The organism is Stenotrophomonas sp. 1337 (assembly GCF_031455455.1).
Taxonomy (GTDB): Bacteria; Pseudomonadota; Gammaproteobacteria; order Xanthomonadales; family Xanthomonadaceae; genus Stenotrophomonas; species Stenotrophomonas indicatrix.
Genome location: NZ_JAVDSR010000001.1, coordinates 368,231 through 393,820, shown reverse-complemented (window position 1 = coordinate 393,820; position 25,590 = coordinate 368,231). Strand labels below are relative to the sequence as shown.

16 protein-coding genes are annotated in these 25,590 nt (G+C 67.5%); 8 read left to right on the top strand and 8 right to left on the bottom strand.

What is annotated here, in order from left to right:
• Nucleotides 1–128: 128 nt before the first annotated feature.
• The 4 genes from J2X70_RS01770 (at nucleotide 129) to J2X70_RS01755 (ending at nucleotide 2,946) form a co-directional block, all read left to right on the top strand.
• On the top strand, nucleotides 129–995 hold the full coding sequence (locus J2X70_RS01770; protein WP_134832649.1) for a pirin family protein: 867 nt from the start codon (nucleotides 129–131) through the stop codon (nucleotides 993–995).
• Nucleotides 996–1,065: 70 nt separating this feature from the next.
• On the top strand, nucleotides 1,066–1,746 hold the full coding sequence (locus J2X70_RS01765) for a hydrolase (RefSeq protein WP_218787603.1): 681 nt from the start codon (nucleotides 1,066–1,068) through the stop codon (nucleotides 1,744–1,746).
• A 79-nt stretch (nucleotides 1,747–1,825) separates the two neighbouring features.
• Nucleotides 1,826–2,467 (top strand): hydrolase, encoded by a 642-nt coding sequence (locus tag J2X70_RS01760; protein WP_301864567.1) that lies wholly within the window; start codon nucleotides 1,826–1,828, stop codon nucleotides 2,465–2,467.
• 80 nt (nucleotides 2,468–2,547) lie between these two features.
• The gene (locus tag J2X70_RS01755) at nucleotides 2,548–2,946 is read left to right on the top strand and encodes an OsmC family protein (protein WP_025874386.1); all 399 of its coding nucleotides are present in this window, start codon (nucleotides 2,548–2,550) and stop codon (nucleotides 2,944–2,946) included.
• A gap of 78 nt (nucleotides 2,947–3,024) precedes the next feature.
• Here J2X70_RS01755 and J2X70_RS01750 read toward each other — a convergent pair whose 3' ends face one another.
• From J2X70_RS01750 to J2X70_RS01725, 6 genes are all read right to left on the bottom strand, one after another.
• Nucleotides 3,025–3,354: a hypothetical protein gene (locus tag J2X70_RS01750; protein WP_309908585.1), complete on the bottom strand. Its 330-nt coding sequence runs from the start codon at nucleotides 3,352–3,354 to the stop codon at nucleotides 3,025–3,027.
• A 96-nt stretch (nucleotides 3,355–3,450) separates the two neighbouring features.
• Nucleotides 3,451–5,190: a putative porin gene (locus tag J2X70_RS01745; RefSeq protein ID WP_309908583.1), complete on the bottom strand. Its 1,740-nt coding sequence runs from the start codon at nucleotides 5,188–5,190 to the stop codon at nucleotides 3,451–3,453.
• Between the two features lie 42 nt (nucleotides 5,191–5,232).
• Nucleotides 5,233–5,934, bottom strand: coding sequence for a TonB family protein (locus J2X70_RS01740; protein WP_309908581.1), 702 nt, complete (start codon nucleotides 5,932–5,934; stop codon nucleotides 5,233–5,235).
• 3 nt (nucleotides 5,935–5,937) lie between these two features.
• A complete protein-coding gene (locus J2X70_RS01735) occupies nucleotides 5,938–6,351 on the bottom strand; it encodes a biopolymer transporter ExbD (RefSeq protein WP_025874382.1) in 414 nt (137 codons plus the stop codon).
• A 10-nt stretch (nucleotides 6,352–6,361) separates the two neighbouring features.
• Entirely contained in the window at nucleotides 6,362–8,146 is a 1,785-nt protein-coding gene (locus tag J2X70_RS01730; RefSeq protein WP_279207069.1) for a MotA/TolQ/ExbB proton channel family protein, read from the bottom strand.
• Nucleotides 8,147–8,183: 37 nt separating this feature from the next.
• Nucleotides 8,184–9,806: a ShlB/FhaC/HecB family hemolysin secretion/activation protein gene (locus J2X70_RS01725; protein ID WP_218787606.1), complete on the bottom strand. Its 1,623-nt coding sequence runs from the start codon at nucleotides 9,804–9,806 to the stop codon at nucleotides 8,184–8,186.
• Between the two features lie 201 nt (nucleotides 9,807–10,007).
• Here J2X70_RS01725 and J2X70_RS01720 point away from each other — a divergent pair, with 201 nt between their 5' ends.
• Entirely contained in the window at nucleotides 10,008–10,349 is a 342-nt protein-coding gene (locus tag J2X70_RS01720; RefSeq protein WP_099842634.1) for a hypothetical protein, read from the top strand.
• A 7-nt stretch (nucleotides 10,350–10,356) separates the two neighbouring features.
• Here J2X70_RS01720 and J2X70_RS01715 read toward each other — a convergent pair whose 3' ends face one another.
• Complete coding sequence (locus J2X70_RS01715; protein ID WP_080148891.1) at nucleotides 10,357–10,815, bottom strand: general secretion pathway protein; 459 nt, start codon at nucleotides 10,813–10,815, stop codon at nucleotides 10,357–10,359.
• A gap of 116 nt (nucleotides 10,816–10,931) precedes the next feature.
• On the opposite strand from J2X70_RS01715, the gene gspH reads away from it, so the two are divergent.
• Genes gspH through J2X70_RS01700 form a run of 3 tightly spaced genes read left to right on the top strand, consistent with a single transcriptional unit; the run spans nucleotide 10,932 to nucleotide 12,348 of the window.
• Nucleotides 10,932–11,378, top strand: coding sequence for a type II secretion system minor pseudopilin GspH (gene gspH / locus J2X70_RS01710; RefSeq protein ID WP_309908577.1), 447 nt, complete (start codon nucleotides 10,932–10,934; stop codon nucleotides 11,376–11,378).
• Complete coding sequence (gspI, locus tag J2X70_RS01705) at nucleotides 11,375–11,737, top strand: type II secretion system minor pseudopilin GspI (protein ID WP_025874376.1); 363 nt, start codon at nucleotides 11,375–11,377, stop codon at nucleotides 11,735–11,737. Before gspH ends, gspI begins: the two co-directional genes overlap by 4 nt.
• The gene (locus J2X70_RS01700; RefSeq protein ID WP_218787608.1) at nucleotides 11,734–12,348 is read left to right on the top strand and encodes a prepilin-type N-terminal cleavage/methylation domain-containing protein; all 615 of its coding nucleotides are present in this window, start codon (nucleotides 11,734–11,736) and stop codon (nucleotides 12,346–12,348) included. The genes gspI and J2X70_RS01700 overlap by 4 nt, the downstream gene beginning before the upstream one ends.
• Nucleotides 12,349–12,996: 648 nt before the next feature.
• Here the strand turns inward: J2X70_RS01700 and J2X70_RS01695 are convergent.
• Nucleotides 12,997–25,398 (bottom strand): filamentous haemagglutinin family protein, encoded by a 12,402-nt coding sequence (locus tag J2X70_RS01695; protein WP_309908574.1) that lies wholly within the window; start codon nucleotides 25,396–25,398, stop codon nucleotides 12,997–12,999.
• Nucleotides 25,399–25,590 lie beyond the last annotated feature (192 nt).

Here is a 25,590-nt window from a genome sequence, read left to right as displayed (position 1 = left end):
GCTGGGCCTTCATCGTTCACAAAATAGGACTATGACGGCAAATTCTGCCGACTACCGGGCCCATTGTCACGCCGATATCGTCTCCGCAACGAAAAACAGCGACCGGTTGCCCCGGTCAGGAGATCGCCATGAAGCGTGTCACCGGTACCTACAGCGCCCCCCGCCCGCACTGGGTGGGCGACGGCTTCCCCGCCCGTTCGATGTTCTCCTACAACACTCACGGCCAGCACCTGAGCCCGTTCCTGCTGCTGGACTACGCCGGGCCGTACAGTTTTCCGCCCAGCGAGACCCCGCGCGGGGTCGGCCAGCATCCGCATCGCGGCTTCGAGACGGTCACCATCGTGTACGAAGGCGAGGTGGCCCATCGCGACTCGACGGGTGCCGGCGGCACCATCGGCCCGGGTGACGTGCAGTGGATGACCGCTGCCTCCGGCATCCTCCATGAGGAATTCCACACGCCGGAATTCAGCAAGCGCGGCGGCACCCTGGACATGGTGCAGCTGTGGGTGAACCTGCCCGCCAAGGACAAGATGGGCGCACCGGGCTACCAGACCCTGCTCGATGCGCAGATTCCTTCAGTGGCCTTGCCCGACGGTGCCGGCCGCGTACGCGTCATCGCCGGGACATTCGATGGCCATGCTGGACCGGCACGTACCCATACCCCCATGGACGTGTGGGACATCCGCCTGCTGCAGGGCCAGCACGCCGAGCTGCCGGTGGCCGATGGCCGCACCCTGGCGCTGGTGGTGCTGAAGGGCACGGTGCGGATCAACGGCGGCCAGGCAGTCGGCGAAGCACAGCTGGTGACCTTCGACCGCAGCGGCGAAGACGTGTTCATCGACGCCGACAGCGACGCCACCGTGCTGCTGCTCAGCGGCGAACCCATCGACGAGCCGGTGGTGGGCTATGGCCCGTTCGTGATGAACACCCAGGCCGAGATCAGCCAGGCCGTCAACGATTTCAACGGCGGCCGCTTCGGCCAGATCGCGCACTGATCCACTGCATTGCGGCGGGCAACCGCCCGCCGCATTCCGGGCCTTCGCCCCCCTCCCCAGGAGACTGACCATGAGTACCCCCGCCAACTTCAACGGCGCCCGCCCGGTGATCGACCCGGACAACGCCGCGATGCTGTTGATCGACCACCAGAGTGGCCTGTTCCAGACCATCGGTGACATGCCGTTCACTTCGGTGCGCGCGCACGCCACCGCCCTGGCGAAAATGGCCACGCTGGCGAAGATGCCGGTGATCACCACCGCGTCGGTACCGCAGGGGCCGAACGGCCCGCTGATCCCGGAGATCCATGACGCCGCACCGCATGCGCAATACGTAGCGCGACGGGGCGAGATCAACGCCTGGGACAACCCCGAATTCGTCGCCGCGGTGAAGGCCACCGGCCGCAGCCAGCTGATCATTGCCGGCACCATCACCAGCGTCTGCATGGCCTTCCCCTCCATTGCCGCCGTCGCCGACGGCTACCAGGTGTTCGCGGTGGTCGATGCCTCCGGTACCTATTCGAAGATGGCCGAGGAAATCACCCTGGCGCGCGTGGTGCAGGCCGGTGTGGTGCCGATGGATACCGCTGCGGTCGCCTCGGAAATCCAGCACACCTGGAACCGCGAGGACGCCCAGCAGTGGGCCGCGATCTACACGCAGATCTTCCCCAACTACCAGCTGCTGATCGAGAGCTACCAGAAAGCGCAGGACGTGCAGAAGAACCACGAGCAGCTGGATTCGCAGCGGAGCTGAGCCGCTGCATCCGCGGCGATTTCCGCCTGCCGGCACGCCGCCGGCACCACCGCAAGCCAACCCCGACCAGGACACCCCCATGGCCAGTGAACCGATCCGCGACCCCGCCAGCGACCACCTGCTGACCCCGCAGAATTCCGCCTTCATCATCATCGACTACCAGCCGGTACAGGTGAACTCCATCGCCTCGATGGACCGCCAGCTGCTGGTCAACAACATCGTCGGCACTGCCAAGGCGGCGGTCGCCTATGGCCTGCCGATCGTGCATTCGACCGTGAACGTGCAGACCGGCCTGAACAAGCCGCCGATCGCGCAGCTGCGCAAGGTGCTGGGCGACTACCCGACCTACGACCGCACCACCATCAACTCCTGGGAAGATGTCGAGTTCCGCAAGGCGGTGGAGGCCACCGGCCGCAGGAAACTGATCATGACCGCGCTGTGGACCGAAGCCTGCCTGACCTTCCCCGCGCTGGATGCGCTGAAGGAAGGCTATGAGGTCTACGTGGTGGTCGACGCGGTGGGCGGCACGTCGCTGGCCGCGCATGATGCCGCGCTGCGCCGCATTGAACAGGCCGGCGGCCAGTTGATCAGCGTGACGCAGCTGTTCTGCGAACTGCAGCGCGACTGGGTACGGGCGGAGACCGTGCCGGCCTTCATGAATCTCTTCATCGAAACCGGTGGCACGGCCGGCATCCAGTTCTCGTACGATCGTACCGAGTGATTCCTTGGCGGCTCCGGCTCCGGCTGGCGCCGCCTTTTCCCGCAACCGAGCATGGCTCGGCCCTACCACCGGGGATTCCCATGGCCTACGCACGCATTGTTTCGACCGCCGACAACTACCTGCACCACATCAGCAACGGCCATTTCGATGTCGCGGCCGATGAACCCGCTTCGCTCGGCGGCCAGGGCAAGGGCTTCGCCCCGTTCGACCTGTACCTGGCCTCGCTGGCCGCGTGTACCGCCATCACCCTGCGCATGTACGCGCAGCGCAAGGGCTGGGAGCTGGGCGAGTTCCACGCCGAGCTACGTTCCGAACGTGATGCGGATGGACGCTTCCATGTGCACCGCGTGCTGCATGCCACCGCCGAGCTGAGCGATGCGCAGTGGCAGCGCTTGCTGGAGGTGGTGGAAAAGACCCCGGTGACGCTGGTGATGCGCGAAGGTGCACGGATCACCAGCGAGCGCGGGGCTGCTGCCTGATCGCCGGGCATGGCCCGGCGCTACCGGAGGAGCCTGGCGCCATCAGGTAACGCCGGGCCATGCCCGGCGGCCCTGGTTTCAACGCCGCGAATGCAGCACGGTGCGCTGGCGCATGGCGTTGAACTCCTGTTCGACCTGCTGGATGTCTTCGACCTGGAAGCCGGCGGCACCGAGCAGCTGATCGGCCGCGGCGGCAGCCAGCGGATCATCCTCGCGCTGGCGCCAGCAGCGTGCCGGCAGGAAATAGCCGACCTCGCTGCGCCCGCGCATGATGACGACCGGCCGTCCTGCATACAGCAGGAATTCGGCCAGATGCTGGCGCAATCCCTCCACCGAGACATAGGCCGGCCCGATGCCCAGTGCCTGCGCGGCGGGCTCGGAACTCTCGAACAGTTTGTGACGGCTCATCCACTCCTCCTTTGTGCAACGCGTGGTCTCCTTTCCTAGACGGGCGCATTGCCGCGCCCCCGCCACACGTGTCGTGACTGTGGTCACGCTGTCCGATCAGAAACCGGTATTGAACTCCAGCTGGAACACGTCGATCGACAACGGCGGGCCCGACACTTCCTTGGCCGCCATCCACTTGCCGCTGATCCAGCTGCGGGCGTCCAGCGCATAGGCGCCGCCCACGTAGTAGCCGCGCGCATTGGTGCCGCCCAGGTGGAAGTTCGGATCGTTGTAGGCATCGGGCAGTGCATCGGCCTCGATCCGCTTGTAGCCCAGCAGGGCCTGCCACTGCCCCTTCTCCTTCAGTTCGGTGGCGCCGAAGGTGGCCTGCAGCATCCAGGCGGTGTCGCCACTGCGGAAGGTGTCGATGCTGGCACTGCCACCGGCACCGTAGTTGTTGACGATGCCGTTGTTGGCCCGCGCGAACATGGCCTGCTTGTCATAGGCCAGGTTGCGGATGTAGTCCGCATCCAGGCGCATGCCGATGTCCTGCGCAAGCTGTGTATCCCAGCGCAGGTTGAAGGTCGCCAGGCGGAAGGCGGAAGCCAGGCCCACGTACTGCGGCGTGGGCGTGTTGGCCGGATCCAACGGGTTGCGGGCGATGTCGCGGATCAGCATCAGGGTGTTGCCCTTCTGCATGAACGCCGGCCGCGACCAGTCGGTATCGCAACCGACCGCGCCGGCGTACAGCGCGCAGGGAGACGACAGGCGACCACTGATGTTCTTGAAATCGTAGTAGCCCAGCGCCGCACGCAGGCTGTTGTCATCGTTGAAGCGCCAGTTCACCCCCACCTGCGCACCGGACAGCCACTTGTTCTCGTTGGGCGTCTTCACCCGGCTCTGGCTGGGCGCGCTGTCGGAGGTGTACTCCAACGGCACCACCGCCAGGTTGCCGAACAGGCCGACGTCCTCGGCGAGGTCGTAGCTGAGATTGGCCGCCAGGCCGTCGAAGTTCAGATCGTTGGAGAACAGCGTGTCGCTGGTCCAGAACGGATTGCCGAAGCGTCCGCCGCGCACCGTCACCCAGTCGGCCGGGCTGTAGGCCAGCCATGCCTGGTCCAGCCACACGTCCTTCTTGCCCAGGCCACCGCCAAGCTGTTCGGTGGTGGACACCGGCCCGTTGCTGCTGCCGCTGGCCAGGCGCACGCCTGCGGTGGTGTGCTGGCCGATCGTCGCTTCGATGCCCAGCCGTGCGCGGATGCGCCACAGATTGCGGCGGTCCTGGCGGGTGTTGAGCAGCGGCGGCAGCTGCAGGTTGGTGTTGTTGTTGGTATCGAAGCCGTTGCCGGCGTTCACCGAGGCCCAGTTGGTCTCGATGTCGCTGTTGCGCTCGGAGTAGAAGCGCGATTCGCTGCGCACACGTATGTCACCGCTGACCTTGATGCGCTTGGTCCACTCGGCCACCTCGTTCGGCGCGGCCCAGCCCTCGGCTTTGGCCTGCGCCATCACGTCCTGGCGTACCTCATCACGGATGCCATCGCGCACGCTCTGCGGCACGTACGGCACACGTACGTCGCCGGCTTCCAGCGCCACGCCGCCGCTGCTGGCTGCGCTGACCGCGGTGCCGCGTTGCGCAGCCGCCGCTTCTGCTTCGGCCTGCACCAACAGGGCCTGGCCGTCTTCGGGCTTGAGCGCGCCGCTGGCGATCAGCCCCTTGATCAACTTGACCATGGTGGTTTCGGCCGCCATCGCACCGGCCGGAACGGCCAGGCTGAGCAGTACGGCGCAGCACAGCAACGCCCGTCGGGCCGGCCGTGGGCGGCGGGATGCGGTTCGAGCGCGGTCGTGGTCGTTCATCACGGTTCTCATCGGAAGAAGGGAAATCACGGAAGTCATCGGTCACGCGCCGGGACGGCGCCCCTGGATCAGCACGCGCGCGGGGAAATCCAGCGACGCTGGTGGCATCTGGTCGACCCTGCCGATCTGTCGCAGTGCTTCAAGCACGGCCACGTCGGCCTCCTCGTTGCCGCTGCCACGCACCAGCTCGACCTTCTCCAGCCGGCCATCGGGCGCCAGCCAGACATTCACCTGCAGCTGGAACGCCAGGCGCTTGACCCGCGCGTCGCGCGAAATCGCCTGCTGCATCAGATAGCCCAGGTAGCGGCCATAGCTGGCGTTGCCGGCACCGCCGCGGCCAACGCCGGACGAGCCACCGCCGCTGCCCGACTGGATGCCGAAGTTGTCACCACCGGCCTGTGCATCGGCGTCCATGGTCACCGGGTCGGCGTTGTCCGGCGTCGGCGTCGGTTCTTCGGCCGGCGTTGGCTGCTCCAGCGGCTCCGGCTCGGGCACGGTCTCTTCCGGCGGCGTCTCCGGCTCAGGCGGCTTTTCCGGTGGTGGTGGTGGCGGCGGCGGCGGTGGTGGCAACGCCAGCATAGGCGGCTGCAGCACCGGCCGGCGGGTGCTGGCGGTGTCCTTGAACAGCAGCCACCACACGGCAACACCCAGTACCAGCAGCGCCGCCAGCACCAGCGCGATCGTCACCAGCAACTGGCGTCCGCGCGTACCGGGCTCCTGCAGGGGTGGTCGATGACCGGCCATGCCTCAGCCCTGCGCCTTGCCGGTGACCAGGCCGACCTGGGCCAGCTCCAGCCGGCGCAGCAGATCCAGCACCTCGACCACGCGTGCGTACTGAACCTGCGCATCACCGCGCACGATCACCGGGAAATCCGGCGAGGTTGCCCGTTCGGTACGCAGGCGGTCCTCCAGCTCGGTCATCGTCACCGGGTAGGCATCCAGGAACACCTGGCCGCTGGGGTCGATGGTGATCGCCTTGGTCTTGGGCTTCTCCAGTGCGGTGCTGTTGCTGGCCTTCGGCAGGTTGACCTCGATGCCGGGAATGGAGGCGTTGCTGGTCAGGATGAAGATCACCAACACCACCAGCAGCACGTCGACGAAGGGCGTCACGTTGATGCCCTTCTCGCGCTTCTTGATGCCGAACTTCGCCTTGTAGCCCATGGCCGGCCCCTCAGCCCTGGACCACGGCCGGGCCGCGCCCGTCCTGCTCTTCGGCCAGGCGGGCGGCGAACTCGTCGATGAACACCGCCATGTCGGCGCCGATCGCTTCGGCGCGTGCCCCCAGCCAGTTGTAGCCGAACAGCGCAGGAATCGCGACGCCCAGGCCGGCGGCGGTACACAGCAGCGCTGCCGCCATGCCCGGGGCCACCGAGTTGATGTCCACCGCACCGGCCATCGCCGCCACCACGAACACCAGCATGATGCCGATCACGGTGCCGAACAGACCGACATACGGTGCGCCCTCGATGGTGGTCGACAGCCAGTTCATGCGCCTCGCCATCGCTTCCTGTTCGCGCACCATCACCGCATCCATCGACGCGCGGATGGCGGCGATGGTGGCCGCGCTCAGGTAGCCGGAGTTGCCATCGCGCTGATGACGCTGCTGCATTTCATCGATGGCCACCTGGTAGATGCGCCACAGCGAGCCATCGTGCATCGCCGTCGGCACCTTGCCCTGCCGGTCCATCTCGGACAACGTGCGCAGCGGCACGCCGGAGAGCTTGCTGAAGCTCTCGGTGAACACCGCATTGGCCTTGCTGGTGCGGCCGAAATGACGGCTCTTGGCGATCATGATCGCCCAGGACAACAGCATCATCAGGCCGAGGATGGCGACCACCACCCAGGCATCGAACGGCATCGCCTTGAGGATGAAGGCGAAGTGGCTCTGCCCGGCCGACTGCTCGTCGGCGCCGTAGCTGATCAGGCGCGAATCGGCGCCCTGCGCGGTGGCATCTGCCAGCAGCAGCGCCGCCGGGCGTGCTACGCGTGAGATGCGCAGTTCATCCAGCGCGCCATCGAAGTTGGCCAGCGGTTGCGCCGCGCCCGGCGCATCGGCACCCACCACCGCTGCGGTGGTCAGTGCCGGCAACTCACCACTGAGCTGGGCCACCACGCGACCGTTCAGATACAGCTGCAGCGACCCTTTCTCGGCGGTAACCGCAACATGCGCCCACTGCCCTTCCGGAATCGGCTGCGCCGGCGTGCTGCGTTGACCGTTGAGCTGCACGAACGGCACCCGGTTGTCGATCCCCACCACCAGCTCGGCGCTGCCGTCGCGGCGGGCATAGATCGCCTGCGCGGTGGTCAGCGCGCCCGGTTTGATCCAGGCAGAAACGGTAAGCGGCGCACCCGCTTCCTGTGCCAGCGAAGCACTGGCCGGCAGCGGCAGTGGACCAGCGCCCAGCTGCACGCCACGCCCGATCACCGTGCTTTCCGCCGCAGGCACTACCGCACCGGCCGTGTTGCCGTAGGCCGTGGTATCACGCGCCGGCGCATTGGCTTCGGCAAAGTGGTAGACCAGCGTGTAGTCCGGATCGAACACCTGCTGGCCATTGCCGCTGGCCGGTGCCTTCGCATTGCCGTAGTACATCCAGATCGTCTGCGGCGCGCTGGCGGTCAGTGCCGGAACGTCCACCCAGACCAGGGCCAGGCCCAGGTTCGGGTCGAACTGCTCGATCTGATGGGCCAGCACCGTACGCCCGTCGGCAGAAACGAAACGCAGGTCGTTGCCACCCTCCTGGGTGCCATCAAAACCGAAGTTGCCGGTATGCAGGCGCAGCAGCAGCGGCGTACGCCCGGGGTTGCCGGTCAACCCCGCGCCCTGTGGGCCTGCGTCGACGGTGATCGGCTTGCGGTACTTCCATTCGGCCTGCCACCAGTTGGCATCGGCCGCGGCGGCGGGCAGCGCGATCAGCGCAGCCAACAGCAGCAACATTCGGGAAAGCAGACGGTCCATGCAAAAGGTCTCCGGAGAACGCATCTCAAGGGAAGGGTCAGTAGCTGGTGCTGATGTTGAAATGCAGGCGCGGGTCGTCCTTGCGCGTGACCGGGCCATCGGCGTAGGGCCAGGCGTAGTCCAGGCGCAGCTGCAGGTGTTCGCCCAGGCGCAGCTGCGCGCCCAGCCCGACCGACGCCAGGTTGTACTTGTCGCGCTGTTCCGGCAGCGGCTGACGCAGGCGCAGGTAGGCCGCGTCGGCGAAGCTGTACAGCCGCAGGTCGGTACCGCTCCACAGCGACCACGCCGGGGTGCGCCATTCCAGGTTGGCCAGGCCACCGTAGTCGCCGATCGCTTCGGCCGACAGGTAGCCGCGCACGGTGTACATGCCGCCGGCGGCGAACTGTTCGGCCGAGACCAGCGGTGCATCGGTCGCTTGCAGCGAGCCACGCGCATACCACTGCCAGTCGTTGCCGAAGGTGTGCGTGTTGGAGACATCGGCCTTGAAGGCCACGAAACTCGGATCGGCCCAGTAGCGCTTCTGACCGAAATCGGTGGCGTTGCTGCCGTAACCGAACAGACGCCGGGTTCCCGCCACCAGCTGCGTGTTGATGCTCAGCTGATCGTGCTCGCCCTGGCGCACGCCGACGAAGGCCAGCGTGACCGGTGCGTACTTCAAGGGCGTCTTCAGGCTGTCCTTGCCCATCTGCGTGTCTTCTTCGGTGTCCTTGAAGTCCACGCCGAGGCTGAGCTGGCGCCACCAAGCGCTGCTGCCCGGCAGGCGGTAGTTGAGCTTGAGACCGATCGAATGACCGTTGCCGATCACGTTGGTGCCGGTGCCCGTGCCTGCGCCGCCTTGTCCGCCGGCATTGAGTACGCGGCTGTCGGACGTGTAGCCCGATGCCTCAAGACTCCACGGCGTGCCCTCGAAGGGAACGGTGTAGGAGGCGGAGAACACCTTTGCCTGGTGGGTGTCTTCCGGCGCGATGAACACGCCGATGCTCGCACTGTGGCCGCGCCGCCACAGGTTGTCGTGGGCCAGCGATGCACTCAGGCGCAGCTTCTCGGTATCGGCGCTGTGGTCGTTGTTGAGCGCCGCACTGGCACGCCAGGGTGACTTTTCTTCCACCTGCAGGTCCACATCCATGGTGCCCGGCACCTGGCCTTCGCGCACCAATGGCATCACCTGACGGCGGCCCCCTTCGTTCAGCGCCGTCAGTTCCTTCTGTGCCTGGTCGAAATCGGGCACGCGCCCTTCAGCCAACGACGGCACCCGCTCACGGATGCGCTCGGGTGAGTCATGGCGGGCACCGACCACGCGCAGCTGGCCAATGGGCGTCTGCTGCACCTTCAGCAGCACCACGCCCGCGTTGACCTGCTGCTCGGGCAGCTCCACATAGACCGATTGGTAGCCGGCCTGCTGGTACAGCGCGTTGACTGCATCGCGCGCCTTCTCGACATCGGCGAGCGTTTTGCCGGGGCCGAGGAACGGTTCGACCGCGCGTTCGATCTGGCGCGCATCGAGCACGGTGTTGCCGCGCACGATGTACTCGTTGATGTTCACCGTGGGCGCTGGCGCGGCGTCCTGCGCGAACGCTGGAGACGGCAGCGACGCCAGGGCCAGCAGCAAGGGATGCAGGCGCAGCGGAAGGCGAACGGCACGGCACGGAACGGGAGTCATCGAAGGCATCGCGTCGTATCGAAGGGAATGGCCAGGGAGCGGCGCGTGGGTCTACCAACAGGACGTGCAGGCCGCGTCAAAACCGCCAACAGTTTTGTGACAGCACTGTCATCTGTTGACGATGCTGAAACAGGCGCAGGCGGACACTTCGCCTGGCACACGTCTTCATTGCAAAGCGCTTGCTGCCTCGGGTGATTCAGGATGCACACCACTCTGCTTACGCCAAACCGCCCTGCCCTCTGCCTGACGTTGGTTCTGGCTCTGGCTTCGCCCTGGGCGCGGGCCGAGCAGGCTGCCAAACAGCCAGATGCAGCGCCATGCATCGAAGTACAGGTCAATGGCGAGCGCATCCCCGCCTGGGACTGCCTGCAACGCAAGCTGGCGCCGGCAGAGAACAACGCCCTCCATCCCAATCTTCCCGAGGCCGAACGCTTGATGCGCAAGCCCGGCAACCAGTTGCTGCAGTACAACCTGGAGGGCACGCGGCAACGCATGGGCGATGCGTTCGGGCGTTCGGTGGTGCCACAGCGCCCAGCGCGCTGAGCCGTGTTCAGTGCCGTCCCACGGCGGCGGGAACGATGCCATCGGTAGGCATGGGCGGCAGTTCGGGCACGGGCAGCGAGCGCGGCTGGCCTGCCTGTTGCAGTTCAACCGCGTTCGCGCTGATTGCTGCCAGTACCGTGGATGGGCCGAGACGCTGGCCCGGTGCATAGGCCTGGGCAGGCGCCCCATCCACCGACAGCAATGCCAGTGGCGCCTGCCGCCCTGCCATCACCCCCAGCACGGTCACCTCGGTCTGTACTGCACCTGGCGAAAGCAGCCGCACCAGCGGTGCGCTCGCAGCGTCGTCGAAGGCCGGGGCAGCGGGTACGGCGACCTGCACCGTGGCGGCGGCAGCGCGAGCCGGCGCCATGAACAGGGCCATGCCCCAGTATCCCGCCACGGTCAGCAGCAGCATGGCCGCCAGCAGGGTCAACGTGCGATTGCGATCCCAACGCCTGCCGTCCATGTTCCGCACCTTCGCCAGGTTCCTGTGCGGCCACGCTAGCAGCTGACGCTGACGCTTTTGTTTCATCATCCGCGCCTACGCTGGCAGGTATCGGCAAGGACGGGAAGCGATGTGCGATGCAACGCAGGCCACGCGGTTTCACGCTGATCGAACTGATGGTGGTGCTGGTCATCATCGGCATCTGCACGGCGGGTATCGGCCTCGGCCTGGGCAGCCTGCTCGACCCCGCGCGGCAGCTGCGCCAGGACTCGGAGCGGCTGGCGCAGCGCCTGCAGGTCGCTCGCGATGAAGCGCGCATCGATGGTCGGCCGATCCGCTGGCAGGCCACTTCAGAGGGCTACCGCTTCAGCCGCCGCGACAGCCAGGGCTGGGTCGAGCTGCGGCGCGATGACCTGCTGCGCCCCCAGCAGTGGCAGACCCGTGGCATCACCGTTCAACCCATGGCCGCCATCGAGCTGAGCCCCGAATGGATTGGTGTGCCGTGGGAGCTGGCGTTGTCGCTGGACGGTCGTCGACTGCGTCTTCGTGATGATGGCAGCGGACAATTGCAGGTCCTGCAGTGAAACGGCAGCAACACGGATTCACCCTGATTGAGGTGCTGATCGCGTTGGCCATCGTGGCCATCGCATTGGCGGCGGTGATGCGCTCGGTGGCGGTGGCGACCGATGACCAGTCGCGTCTGCGTGACCGTCGGCTGGCCCTGTTGTGCGCGCAGGACCGCTGGCAGGAGCTGCGTCTGTCCGCACAGCCTCCCGGCGATGCACGTCTGCTGTGCCTGCAGGGGCGCACCCGCTTCCTGGTGCAGCAGCACCTGGGCAATGGCGCCGACGGACAACCGCAGCTGGAGTTGAGCGTGGTGGCCGAAGATGCACCGAAACAATCGCTGACGCGCCTGCAGTTGCCGTGGACGGCGGCGCCATGAAACGCGCGGCGGGCGGTTTCACCCTGATCGAGGTGATGATCGCCATCACCATCATGGGCGTGCTGGCGGTGATCTGCTGGCGCGCCCTGGACAGCGTGGCCAATACGGACCAGCGCCTGCGCCAGGCCGATGCCGAGACCAGCACGGCGATGCGGGTGCTGCAGCAGTTCCAGCGCGATATCGAGATGCGCGCTGACGATGCGCTGATGAACGGCGCGGTGCGCCCGGCCGATCAACCCGCGCGGCTGCTGCCGCCGTCGTTGACCAGTGAGCGCCACCCCGATGGTGGCTTCACGCTGGAGATCACCCGCAGCGTCGGTAGTGATGGGCTGCAGTGGCAGCGCGTTCGCTGGTGGCGGCAAGGCAGCACGTTGTGGCGTGCCAGCGGTGCGCCTTCCGATCATTATCCGCTGCCTGCGCCCGAGCCAACGCGCGGGTTGCTGGTGGCCCGTGATGTGCAGCGTTTCGAGGTGCGGGCGTGGCAGCCAGGGGTGGGTTGGGCGATGCTGCCGAGCCAGGGGGAGGTTTTGCCGGCTACCGGTCTGGAGTTGCGGTTGGGGTTGCGTGATGGGCGCGGGCCGTTGAATTACCGGCGGGTGGTGGCGCTCTGACGCGCATCCACGCATGGCGTGGATCTACTGCCAGGCCGGCATCTGCTGCCACGCCTGTTCTGGTGGGTGCCGACCGTTGGTCGGCACTGAAACTGACCCAGCCATCCACGCATGGCGTGGATCTACTGAGAGGCATCCACGCATGGCGTGGATCTACTGCCGGGCCTGCTTCTGCTGCCAAGCCTGCTCTGGTGGGTGCCGACCGTTGGTCGGCACTGAAAGCTGACCCAGCCATCCGCGCATGGCGTGGATCTACTGAGAGGCATCCACGCGTGGCGTGGATCTACTGGACGGCATCCACGCGTGGCGTGGATCTACTGCCAGGCCTGCTTTGCTGCCAAGCCTGCTCTGGTGGGTGCCGACCGTTGGTCGGCACTGAAAGCTGACCCAGCCATCCACGCATGGCGTGGATCTACTGAGAGGCGTCCACGCATGACGTGGATCTACCGCCCTCCTGCCGCCGGGCGCTGTCCCGCGCCCGGCGGCGCCGTGTCGGTGGTCCTCACCGCTGATGGCTGCTCCCTGCCCTCGGTGCCGTCCTGGCTGGGGCCGCCACCGTTCCCTGGCAGCTGGCCCGATCCTGTGTTCTGCGCGTGGTGGGTGCGGTCCTTGGCCCGCACCGTTCCTCCATCCACGCATGGCGTGGATCTACTGCACCTGCTGCTTGCCCGCGTCTGCCCGGGCCTGCGGGAACTGGAAGGCGCTGTTGACGTCGTAGCCCGTGGCGGCGGCCGTGTTTCCGCGCGTTGGCGGGTCGATGCTGCTGCTGGCACTGCCGAAGCCCAGGATCTGCACGCTGATCACCGACGGCTGGTTGCGCCGCGCATCGTCCTGGCTCTTGCGCATCACGTCCTGTGCGGCCTGGCTGGCGCTGTTGGCCGCAGCGCTTGCCGACGCCAGCGCGTTGACGTTCACCGAGGCCAGCACCGGCAGGCCCTTGCTGTCGCCCTGCACCTGGATGTTGGCGGCGTTGAGCACCTGCAATGCGGCCAGGTTGATGTTGCCCGACACGCGGATACCCGCCTCGCCGGCATCGATGGTGCCCAGCGGCGCGATCAGGTCGACATCGCCCGGCGCCACTTCGGCGATCGGGTTCAACGTTGCGATGCCGGCGCCGCTGGCCGGTGCCTGCGGCGACAGGATGACGTTGCCCCAGGTGTCGTAGACCCGACGCGGCGGGGTGTACAGCAGCGTGGTCTGCGAGCCACGGCCGGCGTTGATGTCGCCCTGCTCGGACCACGCCAGGATGTCACCACCAAAGGTGGTCATCACCCGCGACAGGCCCAGCAGCACGCTGTCCTGGCTGAACAGACGGATGTCGCCCTGGCCCTGGGTGACCAGGCCCGCGCTGGCCGGAGGCACCACGCCCTGCACGCCCACCACGATCTGCCCGCCTGGCGCCATCAGCTCGATGTTGCCACCCGCTTCGGTGCGCACACCGGAGCCGCCATACATCACGATATCGCCAGTACGGTTGATCGTTGCGCCATTGGCATCCTTGTCCGGCATCAGCGTGGCGATCGCTTCGCGCCCGCGCAGGTAGGAACCGAAGCGCGGCCCTTCTGCATTGGTGTACTCACGACCACCTTCGCGCAGTTCAGCGTAGTAGACCTGGCGCAGGAAGATGCGCTGCTGCTCCTTCGGCAATGCGTCGAACACGGCCAGCGCCCCGGCGCCATCGGCAGCCAGAGCGAAGCGCTGCTGCAGCCACTGCTTCAGTTCCTTGTCATAGATCTTCACCGCCTTGCCGGGCTGCGAAGCCAGCGATTGCGCCGGGTCGGCGAGCGCGGCCGGATCCAGATAGCGTGCGCGCAGTGCATCGAAATCAAGATGCTGGTTGCCTGCGGTCACCGCAATGCTCGCACCCGGCCGGGTGTCACCCTGCACGATACCGCCGAGGCTGACGATGCTTCCCGCCTCTTCCTGGCGCAGCTGGCGGCCGGCGCTGACCTCGACATTGCCGGGGCCGGCCACCGTCAGATTGCTGCGGATGATGTCGCGGCCCGCGTCGATCCCACTGATATCGGTACTGCTGGTGTTGAGCGCGGTAACGTTTGCATTGATGACATCGCGACCGGCGCGCAGCTGTACTGCCGAGCCCGCTTCGTACCAGTCGAACACGGTGCGCCCGTTGTTCCCCGTATCGCGCGACAACTGCCGCCTGCTGCCGCTGCCCAGCCCGATGATGTCGCCGGCCACGGCATAGAATCTGCTGGCTACAGTTGGGGTAGTTGGTAGCAGCGCGCCGAGCGCTGTATTGGGACCGAACGCGAAATACGGTAGCACGGCCTCAGGGTCTGCCCTGCCCCCGTCCACGGATACGTTGCTGCGCACGGTTCCGGCATTTCCCGGCCCCCGCGCGATGAAGCCCGGATCGAACGGGCCCGGAACGCGGGCATCACTGCTGGAGCGCACAATCTGGGTGGCCTGTTCGGCAGCCAGGATGGATCCTCCTGCCAGCACCTCCAGTCGACCCGACGCCGAGGGCGCCAGCAGGATGACATCCTGGGCACCGAGGGTGGCGCCGCTCGCCCGCAGACTGGCGAGATTGATGTTGCCGGAGGCCGCCACGGCGCTGAACCGGGACGGATACAACCAGTAGTTGAGGATGACGTCACCATCGCTGGGGCTGATGTCTATCACCTCCCTGCCCTGGTTGCTTCCGCTGGCATGCTGCGTGCCGACCAGGCCCGGCGAAAGGTTCCCGCCTGCCGAGAACAGGTCCAGTGCGGTGCGTTGTGTCCACAGCGAGAACCAGCTCGAGCCCGACGCGTGGCTGCCATCGTCCAGCAGGATATCGTTGAAATTGGCCACCGGCACCCGCCCGGGGTCGGCCGCACTTCCCAGCACCACATCGCCGCGCGCCTGCACCAGTGCGGTGGAATCACCCAGGATGAGCACCGGCCCCGCCATCGCCACCGGGGCGTCGGCCACGAACGGATTCTTCAGCCCCAACGTTCCGTAGCTGCTCTGTATCGCACTGACACCACCAATGCGCGCCGCCTGCAGCAGTGTGCTGCCGCGTAGATTGGTCACGGCGCCATTGAGATCCAGATCCTGCAGGAAACCTTCGGGCTGCTGCGCGCTCGCGCGCAGGCCGGGGTTGAGCGCTCCGCCGCTTCGCAGCGTCAGGTCGCCGCCCCCCGTCAGATGCAGCTCACCGTCGCTGACGCGTCCGGTCGACCCGACCGCAGCGACGATCGCGCTGGAATGGGGCGCCGTCAACAAGCCCAGGGCATTGCCCATCGGCGAGATCACGCCCGAGTGGCGGCCTGCTTCCAGGGACAGATTGCCCCCACCCAACGTGCCGAAGCCGGTGAAGCCGACCATGCGGGGCGTCGCGTCCAGTTCGGCGCCGACGGTGCTGTAGGTGCCGAAGTTGATCCACCAGCTGGTTGCTGTGGTCTGCACACCTTCCGTCGTGCCCGAACCCTGCCGCCACAGCCAGCTTCCCACCGCGGCACTGGAATGCCCGGCCTGGTCACGTTGCGCCGTGCCCGATTCGGAGCGGCCGGTCCAGACATCGCCGATGATGTCGCGCCCCGCTTCAACACGCAGATTGCCGCCCTGGTCCGGGTACCACGCCTGGTAGCCGGCGATGGCCGCGTCATAGGATCCGGAGGCCTGCGTCGCGCCGAGCAGCGCGGTGTTCATCGGTTTCGGCGCACGTGCCGCGTTGAAGCGCGCGTCGTTGCCATCGCCCAACAACGTCGGCGCACCTGCGGTGTACACGCCGAAGCCGGACTTCATGCGCACGTCCTGCGCGGCCAGCAGTGCCAGATCACCCTTGCCGGTACGCAGCACGCTCCAAGCCGGCGAGCCCAGGCGCTTGCCGTAGGTGGTGACTTCGGTAAGCGTACCGCCGCCGTAGCAGTAGCCCATTGCCGCGCAGATCTCTTCCTCCGACATGCCCATCTCGGCACCCAGTTCCGAAGCCGGGCGGCCGACCCAGGATTCATCGCCCCACCATGCCAGCGAGCCTTCCTTGTCCACCAGGCGCGGCGCGGGGCCGCAGAAGGAGCCCGCACCACAGATCTCCGCCTCGGTGGTCCCGATGATCTCGGCCACCTCGGCAGGTGACTTTCCGGCCAGACTCTCATCGCCCCACCAGTACAGAGAACCCTCCAGATTGACGATGCGATCACCCTTCCATTCTGTCGTCGTGGTTACTGTCCCGATGGTGCTGTAGTGGCTGTCGGCCAGCACGATGCTGCCGTCACTTCCCCAGCGGCGAGTACGCGGATCGGCGGCGGTCGTATCGGCACCGGCCACTGCGGTCAGATCCCACGACGTGGTGCCGTCGGGCAGCATCGCCGCCAGCGCCCAGTTGCGCCCCTGGCGCCCGCTGGCATCGGCCGTTCGCAGCTTCACCGGCGCATCGCCGGCCAGCTCCACCTTGGTCATCGACGGGATGATCGCACCGGCATGCAGGTCCAGTGCGCCGGAAAGCTTCATTGCCATGGGCAGGGCGACACCGGCCGGCCACACCTGTGCGGCCACCGGCGCCGGCGTGCGCAGGCGGAAGCCAGCGCCCAGGCGGGCACCGGACTGCAAAGCCAGCGCCTGTGCCAGCACGGTACCGGCCGCCATCACCTGTCCGCTGCCTGTCGTCACGGCCGCGCCCAGAACGGTACCGGCGGGCAGCAGCAGCGGCCCGGACAACACCATCTCCGCCGGCAGCACGGTTCCCGCCGGCAAGGTTACGGCCTCGAATGGCAGTGCATAGTTCAGCGTGGCGCCAGCACGGAACTCGGTGCCGCGCTGCAGCTGGACACCTTCGCCGGGCACGATCAGGTCGCCGCCGAACGCGGTGTTGGGCGTACCGCTACTGCGCCCTTCCAGCAACACCCAGCCGTCCTCATCGGGATTGGCGGGCGGCGGCGCGAAGCCGTCGTTGATGCTGCCATAGACATTGATATCGCCCTCGGCACGCAGCACCAGCGCGGCCGATTCACCGAAGCCGCGGCGCGCAGGATCGAGCCGGTTCGACTGCGGTCCGTAGCGATAGCCGGACAGATCGATATCGCCGGCCACGACCAGATCGCCACGCGGGTTGTCACTGCTGGTCCGCGCCACGATCTGCACGCCGGGGCGCAGGCGGTAGCTGCCCAAGGCGGCAGTGCGCTGCTGCAATCCCGTATTGACCAGCGCGGCGTTCATCCACTGGCTGTTGTCCGGGTCCACCACCGTGTCCAGCCATTGCTGGTTGATCACCTGCGGACGATGGCCGTGCACGTCCGGAGCGCTGGCCAGCGGCGCCGAATCATAGCTGCGGAAGGCGTTGACCTGGAGATCGCCGGCACCGGCAATGCGGATGCCGCTGGCCACCTCGATCGCTGCATCGTTGGTGCCCACGCGTGGCACGTTGAGCTTGACGCTGCCGCGCGCGCGGCCGTCGTTCTGGCCCGGGCCGCCACCCGTGGCCACCGAGGTGCCGCTGCGCAGGTCCATCGAGGAGGCCGCACCCAGCTGCAGGCCGCCATTGGCCGAGGTCAGTTCGATCATCGCCCGGTTCGGGCTGTCGATGATCTTGCCGTAACTATCGACGCGCAAGGCGCTGCCATGCGCGTCCAATGTTCCGTCGATACGCAGCACATCGCGGGCGGACAGGCGGATGCTGCCGACCTGTTCGCCACTGGCATCAATGCGGCCATTGACGAGCAGGCTGCCACCATCGACGCTGATATCAACGTTGCGTGCCTTCACTTCATCGCCGATCACCAGGTCGCCTGCGCTCAACTGGAACGTCCGGCCACCGGTAATGCCACCGGCGGTAAGCCTTGTATTCAGTCCGGAAAAATCCTGCAGCTGACGCGCACGCAGCACCAGTTCGCCGCCGTCGTAGGGCACTTCGGTGCCACCGGCGTCGTAGCGGCCGCTGGCTCCGCCAAGCAACGTGCCTGCCAGATCCACACGGCCGCCCTGCGCGCCCAGCGCAGCGACCGTCAAGCGGCCGCCGCGGTTGTTGCGGGCGGAAAGATCGATGCGCGACGCCGCGTCGGCAACGATGTCACCGTCACGGCTCGACAGCGCTACGTCGCCGCCCCAACTGTACTTGTCCACGTCGAACAGGCCGACCTTCCGCCCCGCCATGTCCAGCACTGCATTGCTGCCAAGCGCCACGCCCTGGCGGGCATTGGCTTCGAACCGGCCGGACGCCAGCGCCACCCGGCTGTCGATCACAACGCGTTCGGCCGTGATGGACAACTCCGCACCCAACGCATCGCTGCCCGCGGTTGCCGCAGCACCGCGCAACTGCACCGTACCGCCATTGCGGATTGCCAGCTGCGCGCCCGCACTGCCGGTCAGCAGCGGGGTAACGATATCCAGCGCGCCGCCGCTGAACTGCCAGCCGCTGCCTGCCACGTAATCGCCCTGCCGCTGGAAGACATCCAGACTGCCCTTGCCGGAGAACAACATGCGATCCGATGCTGCCAGGGTAACGCCGGCGAAGCCGAGCACCTGGCGATCCGCGGCCACCGACGAACTGGGCCGGGTAAAGGGCGCACGCCCCAGCTCCAGCGCCCTTGCATTGATTTCCAGCTGCCCTTGGCCAAGTCGGCCCACCATCGCCTCGCCGGCCGGCTGGGTCTGCTCACCGCCGGGCAACGTGGTGCCGGCCAGCGTACCGTCCCAGACCAGCGTATCGGCGAAGATGCGTGCGCGATCGGTAGCGGTGCCGTAACCGTGAATGGCCGGTGCGCCCAGCACCAGGCTGCGCAGGCTGCTGCGTCCGGTTGCGCCCTCACGGGTGTCGAGGTCCACGCTGCCGAAGACATTGATGGCATCGCGCGCGGTCAGGTTGAGGGCTTCCAGCGCCGGCGCGCCGGTGGCGGTGTTTCCCCGCAGCAATCGCTGCAACACCTCCTGGTTCATGGTCATGCCGACCGGCAGGCCGCCGGCCGCCGATGCCGCCGCAATGGCTTCGGCGCTGCCGAGGTTGAGTGCCGACATGCCCAGGCCGAGCTGGCGCGTGCCGTAGCTCACCGCGTCGCCAATGTTCAGGGCGCCGTCGGTGACCACGTTGATGCTGCCTGCCGACAGCAACCGGGTCTGGCCGCTGCAGTCCAACGCGCATCCGCCGATGTCGATCGCCACCGGACCTGCGGCGCCTCCGCCCTGTGCACTGAGCGCCGTCAGGCGCTGGTTGGACACGGCAAGCAGGCCGCCCGACACCAGGTAGGGCGCCGTGGGCTGCGCAACTCGCGACGGATCGGCCCCGGTCAAGGTGTCGATCACAGCGCCCTGCTCGATCAGGATCCCCTTGCCTCCGAAGGCGGCCGACAGCAGCACTTCCTGCGCCGTCAGGGTGACGCCGTTGCGCACCACGATGTGCTGCGCGCTGCCTTCCAGCGAATAGGTCGTCGCGTCACGTCGCAGCACGCCGCCAATCAGCATCGTTTCCGGGCGGAACGCATTGAGCGCGGAGTCGAAGATGGTTGCACCGCTGCCGCTGCCGGCGCTGTCGCCTTCGGTGGCAATCTCCAGCAGCGCGCCATTGGAGGTGCGCAGGTTGACCGAAAGCGTGCCGCCGCGCCCGTCATTGCTGCCGGCGTTGAAATGGGACAGGCCCTGGAAGATCGCGGCCGGCACGGCCGAACGTCCTGCGCCGTCGCCCAACACCAGGTTGAGGTTGCCGGCGTCGGTCGGCCGCCAGCGCAGCGCTTCGCCACGCCGCTCGGCCACGCCCTGCACGAACGCGCTGTAGGAGGTCTCGTTGTAGCTGGCATGGCGGCGCACCACCTCCGCCGGCGTCAGCACCAGATCGGTGAGCAGCGGTGAGACACCACCGCCCAGGCTCTGCGCCTGGTGTCCACTGACGCGCCAGGAGCCAGTGCCGGTCGCCACTGGCTGGCGGCTGCCGACGGCGCTTTCGGCGCCAACTTCGACGCGGAATGCGCCCTTCTGCAGGGCGTAGCTGGCCGGCAGCAACGTGTAGGTTCCCGCCGGAAGGCCGGGAACGCCGGAGGTTATGACGATCTGTTGGCCAACGCGCGGATCGGCACTGCCGTCAGCGGTGCCCAGCGGCGCCTGCGTGACCGAGCGTCCCGGCATGATCGCGTAGACCGCATTGTCACTGCCGCTGAAGCGGTAGCGCGGGTTCGCATCCGCCAGCGCATGCCGCAGGATGTCCACCGAGCCACCGCGCCCTGCCACGAACGCGGCGCCGGACAGCTCGCCTCCGCCGGACACATCCAGCACGCTGCCCGCCGCGCCACTGAAGGCATTGGCCACGATATCGATACCGATCGGGATGCTGATCGAGCCGGGGCCCAGTACATCGAAGTCGGCGCCGTTGCGGCGCCAGCTCACACCGTCCACGGTGCCGCCAAAGGGCAGCGCCAGCCCGGCGCCACTGATGGAGGTCACGCTGCCGGCAAGCAGATCGACACGGCTGGCACGATTCGAGTTGAACTCGTTGCCGCCCAGCTGCACGCGGCCCCACGGCGCCTGCACCGTGCCGCCCTGCACCACCGTTGCCGCCACCAGCTCCAAACTGCCGAACGCAGAATCCGGTGCCGGCTGCGCGCCGCCCGCAATGCCATGGATGCGCAGCACGGCGTCGGGGTTCTGCCAGGACGGCACGCCCGAGGGACCGATGTCGGGAACGCCGGCCACGATGCGTCCTTGGGCCCTGGCCGCAGGGTACAGGCGTGCGGCGCTGATATCGATCGAACCCGGGCTTGCCAGCGTGGAGATTTGTGAAGTGCTGGCGACTGGCGCCAGCATGCGGATGTCGCCGCTGCTGCGCAGCCCGACCTGATCAAAGCCGGCCAGCCAGGTGACGTCGCGCAGGTCGATCAGATCGGCGTCCACCTCCAGGCGATGCTGCCGGCCGGTATCGAACGGTGCCTCCAGCGGGCGCAGCGTGCCTTCCCCGGCCGGCTGCCACCAGCGTCCCTGCGCAAGGCGGACATACGGCGCGGCCAGTTGCAGGCGGCTGCCCGCGCTGTTGCCCGGGACGAAGCCGAGGTATCGCTCGTTCACGCCTTGCAGGCGCAGGCTCTGGTCCATGCGCAGATTGACATCTCCCTGGGCGCGGATATCGCCGAACAGGGCCAGATGATCGAAACCACCGGCCTCGACCTGCTCCACCGACAGTGCCGCATGGCCGTATTCAAGGCGTGCAGGCAGGCTCGCCGTCTGCGCGGCGTGCTGGGTCAGCGAGATCACCCGCGGCGCCAGCACCTCCTTACCGTCTGCCGTTCTGCCGTAGGTGCCGCCACCGAAGGCAACACCAAGGGTGCCACCGCGCGCACCGTCGCCGCCCGCCGCTGCATCCAGTTCGCCGTGCAGGTACAGGGCATTGCCCGCACGCAGCACGATGCTGCCGCCATCGCTGTCGACCCGGGTACGCCCGCTGCCATCGATATCGAGCAGCGCCGAAGCACCGGACGCATCCAGCCGTGCACCGCGCTCCACCACCACGAAGGTATCGGGCGGCAGGTGGCGCACGTTGTCCTGGTCCTCCCAGTCCAGCGCCCCCCCGATCTCGATGGTTCCGCCCTTGCGCACCTGCCCGCGCAACGTCCTGCGCGCGTCGGGCAGGGAAACGGTGTCGCCGCTCACGTCAAGCAGTGCGCCATCGGTGATCGTCCACTGGCGCTCGCGGCGTGCATCGCCGCGTACGCCCGACGGATCGAATGCCTCGTCCAGGCGGATGCGCCCGCCGGCCGCCTTCAGACTACCGGCCACAATCAGGTTGCCGGCGCTGAACAGTTCGATCGACTGGCCCGGGTCGACCTCGATCCTGGCCCCCTTGCCAACGCGCAGGTCGGCCGTGGACAACAGATGCCCGGCGCGCAGTGTCAGGCTGGCGCCGCCACGCTGCGACACGCGTCCGCTGGCTGGATCGGCCTCATACAACGATGGCGTCCAGGCCTGCACACCCTGCTCGCGGGCCAGTGCCTGCTGTGCACCCTCGGCCAGCCGCAGCGCCGGTCGTTCCACCTGCAGCTGGGTACCCTCTTCAACCGTCAAGCCGTTGTGACCGGCGATGTCATAGCCGGCAAAGCCACTCTTGAACAGCGCTTCCTGCAAGTGCAGCGACGCCGCCGATGCTTCCGTGCCAGGCGCGCCGATGGCCACGGCACCGCCTGTTGCCAAAGTGAAGTTGCCGCTGCCGTTGCCGAGCGCACTGAAGCGCGCGTCCTTGCCGATACGCAGCCGGCCACTGCCGTCGGTGGCGACCTCGGTGCTGGCCGCGAGCAGGCTGACGCTGCCCCCCTTGCCCACGCGCCCCTTGCCATTGGCATCGATGACACCACCGGCATCCACCGAAATCCGTGCACCCTCGCCCACGTTGATGTCGTGGCTGCCGTTGAAGCGCAGCTGTCCACCGTCGATCCACGCCTGTGCGGCACCGCCTTCCGGCGCGGCAAGCGCGTTGCTCCAGCCGCCGCCAAGATCGATCCGCGCGCCCGCCGCAACATCGAGCGCGCCGCGCCCGGAGGACAGCAGGGCCGTCGGCCTGCCGAGCACCAGAAGCAGGTTGCCGGCCTCCACCTGGCCGCCGGCAATCTGCACCGTTCCGCCGAGGCTGACGCGGCTTGCGGCAAGGCCAAGCCGGCCGCCCTCCTGCAACCTGAGCGTGCCATCCAGATCGATGCGGCCGGCCGAAGCGAGGTCCACCTGCCCCCAACGCTGGGCGCTCAGGACCTCACTGTCCAACCACACGGTATTGCGCTGTGCTTCCCCGACCGGCGCCTGCAGCGTCCACGGCCGGGTGTCGGCCTGGAGCTCTCCGATGCGGACCTGCGAATCGAACACTGCACTGCGCCCGGTGTTGTCGAAACGCCCAAGCCAAAGCTGGGCGTTGCGGGCCGCCGCCGTCTGCGCCTGCGTGTACCCGTCCTGTCCCTGGTCTGGGCGGCGCGTCTGCTGCACGCCCTGGAAGGCCACCGTATCCACCTGGCCCTGCAGGACGGCCGTGGGCGCCGAGATCAACAGGCGGCCGGCGTCGCGTCCCACGGTGTAGCCATTGTCGAAGCGCTGGCCAGGGGCAACCAGTGGATTGCGGAAGGATTCGGTGACCCCCCAACGCTCCTGCTTCAGTTCGTAGCCCTGATACAGACCGTCGTACGGCATCTCCGCCGGCGCATCGTCAAGCCGGTACAACTGGCCATCGCGCCCACGCAGCCAGCTCTGCTGGACCACGCCGGACTGCACATCCAGGCTGCCACCGGCCAGATTGATGCGCGAACCGGCGTGGCTGACCACTTCCTTGCCTGCCAGCTGGACGGTGCCGCCCTGCGCCGCCCATTCGCTGATCGAATGCCCCTGATTGTCCAGGTAGCCACCCACTTCCAGCAGGCCGCCGCCGGCATACCAGCGCGTACCTTCATAGCCACCGGTACCGGCGGCAACTTCGGTCAACTGGCGGCGGTCGATCCACACCTCGCTGCTGATCAGCTTGCCGCTGTCACGGTTGTCCGGCGAATCGCGCAGCTCGTTGCCCTGCACCTTCACCTTGACGTTGTTGCTCTCCATCGCCACCTGCACGCCCACCGCACCAGAGACGTCCACGCGCGCGCCATCATCCAGGTAGCTGCGCCGGCTGGCGTCGGCGATCACCTGGCCGCCGGTGGCCACCGCCAGCGAGCCGGCCTGGAAGTTCACATCGCCGCCGGAGACGACTTCGATGCGTGATTGCTCCCGGCGGTCCTGCAGCCGCGAGAGATTGTCGAAGGTGCCACTGTTGCTGGCGCCACGAAGCTTGTCCTGCTCGGCCGATTCCCTGATGAGGGCGTCGCGCTGGCTGTCAAGCGCGGTGCTCTTGCCATCATCTTCGATCAGCACTGCCGTCGTCGAACCCGTGGCCAGGGTCACGCTGCCCTTGCTGTCGGAGGACGAACTCAGCAGATGCACGGTGCCGCGCTGGTTCAACGTCGTTGTGGCCACCGCCACGCCGGCCTGTTCGACCGTGCGGCCGGCAAGAGTGACGTCGCCCTCGCGCGCCTGGATCAGACCGCTGTTGCGAACGCTGCCGGCCGTGCTGTCGGTGACGAAGCGCGGCGCGATCTCATTGCCCCGCGTGGTCGACGCGGTGTTCTGCGCCGTACCCGCGCCACGGCGGATCACGAAACTGTCGCCGGCTGCCAACTGGGTCTGGCCCCTCCGGGTTTCGATCTGGCCCGCATTCTCCACGCTGTGGCCGGCCAGCAGCACATAGCCACCGCCGCGCGTTGCGCTGGTGGGCTCATGCGTGGTGATGCGCGCACCACGTTCAACCATGATCTTGCCCACCGCATCGGTCAGGGCGGACGTGTTCGCATCAACGCTGTACAGACCGTTGTCACGGAACTGCGCGTCGCTGATACGTGCTGCAGCAGCCACCAGGTTGCGGACGTTGACCTGGCTGTTGTTGCCGAACACCACGCCGTTGCGGTTGGCAACGAACACCGTGCCATTGGCCTTCAGCTGGCCGAGAATCTGACTGGGCCTAGCGGCCGGATCATTGACCCGGTTCAACACGGCCCAGTCAGCGTTCTGCAGGAAATTCAGCGTGGTGTTGCCACCTATGTTGAAGGTTTCCCAGTTCAGGATCGCCTGGTCGGCGGTCTGCTCGATGCTGACCTGCACCCGGCCGTCGGCGCCCTGCGACTGGGTCGCTTCGCGGGCATTGATCCAGCCACGGGTCAGCGGATTCTCGTCCACCTTCAGGCCATCCTTGCCCAGCCCATCGGCCACCACGAAGCCCGCCTCCCGTCGCGCCTGCCTGGCCTGCTCCTGCATGCGCTGCTGCAATGCGATGGCCTGCGCGGCCGTGCCGAGGTTGTCGATCGACTGCTGCAGCTTCTGTCGCGCCGCATCCTGCTGTTGTGCAGGCAGCTGGAACTGGATCGGCGCGCCATTGGGCATACGGCCACTCTGCGCTGCCGCACCTTGGGCGGCGCCGCGGTCGGCGAACCAGCCGGGGCTGAAGGCCTGCTGCGCCTGGCTGGCAGGAGCGACCACGCTGCCCAGCGCCACGGCCACGGCCCAGGCCATCGGGTGGCTGCGCCAGAGGGAGGCGGAAAAACGGGCGGCGGGCGAATGCGGGTGCGACATCGGGGACCTCGTCAACCTGATGGGCCGCGTCGGCCGCGGCGAGTACGAAGGGGGCCTGCGTAGCGCATGCCCTGCACCTGATAGACGGTGGCCGCGGCGTGAAGACGACAGTTCAGCGCGGATGCGGTGCCACCACGAAGGAAAGCGCCGGCATTTCGGCCGGCGCTTCGATCAGCAGGTGTTGCCTTGCAG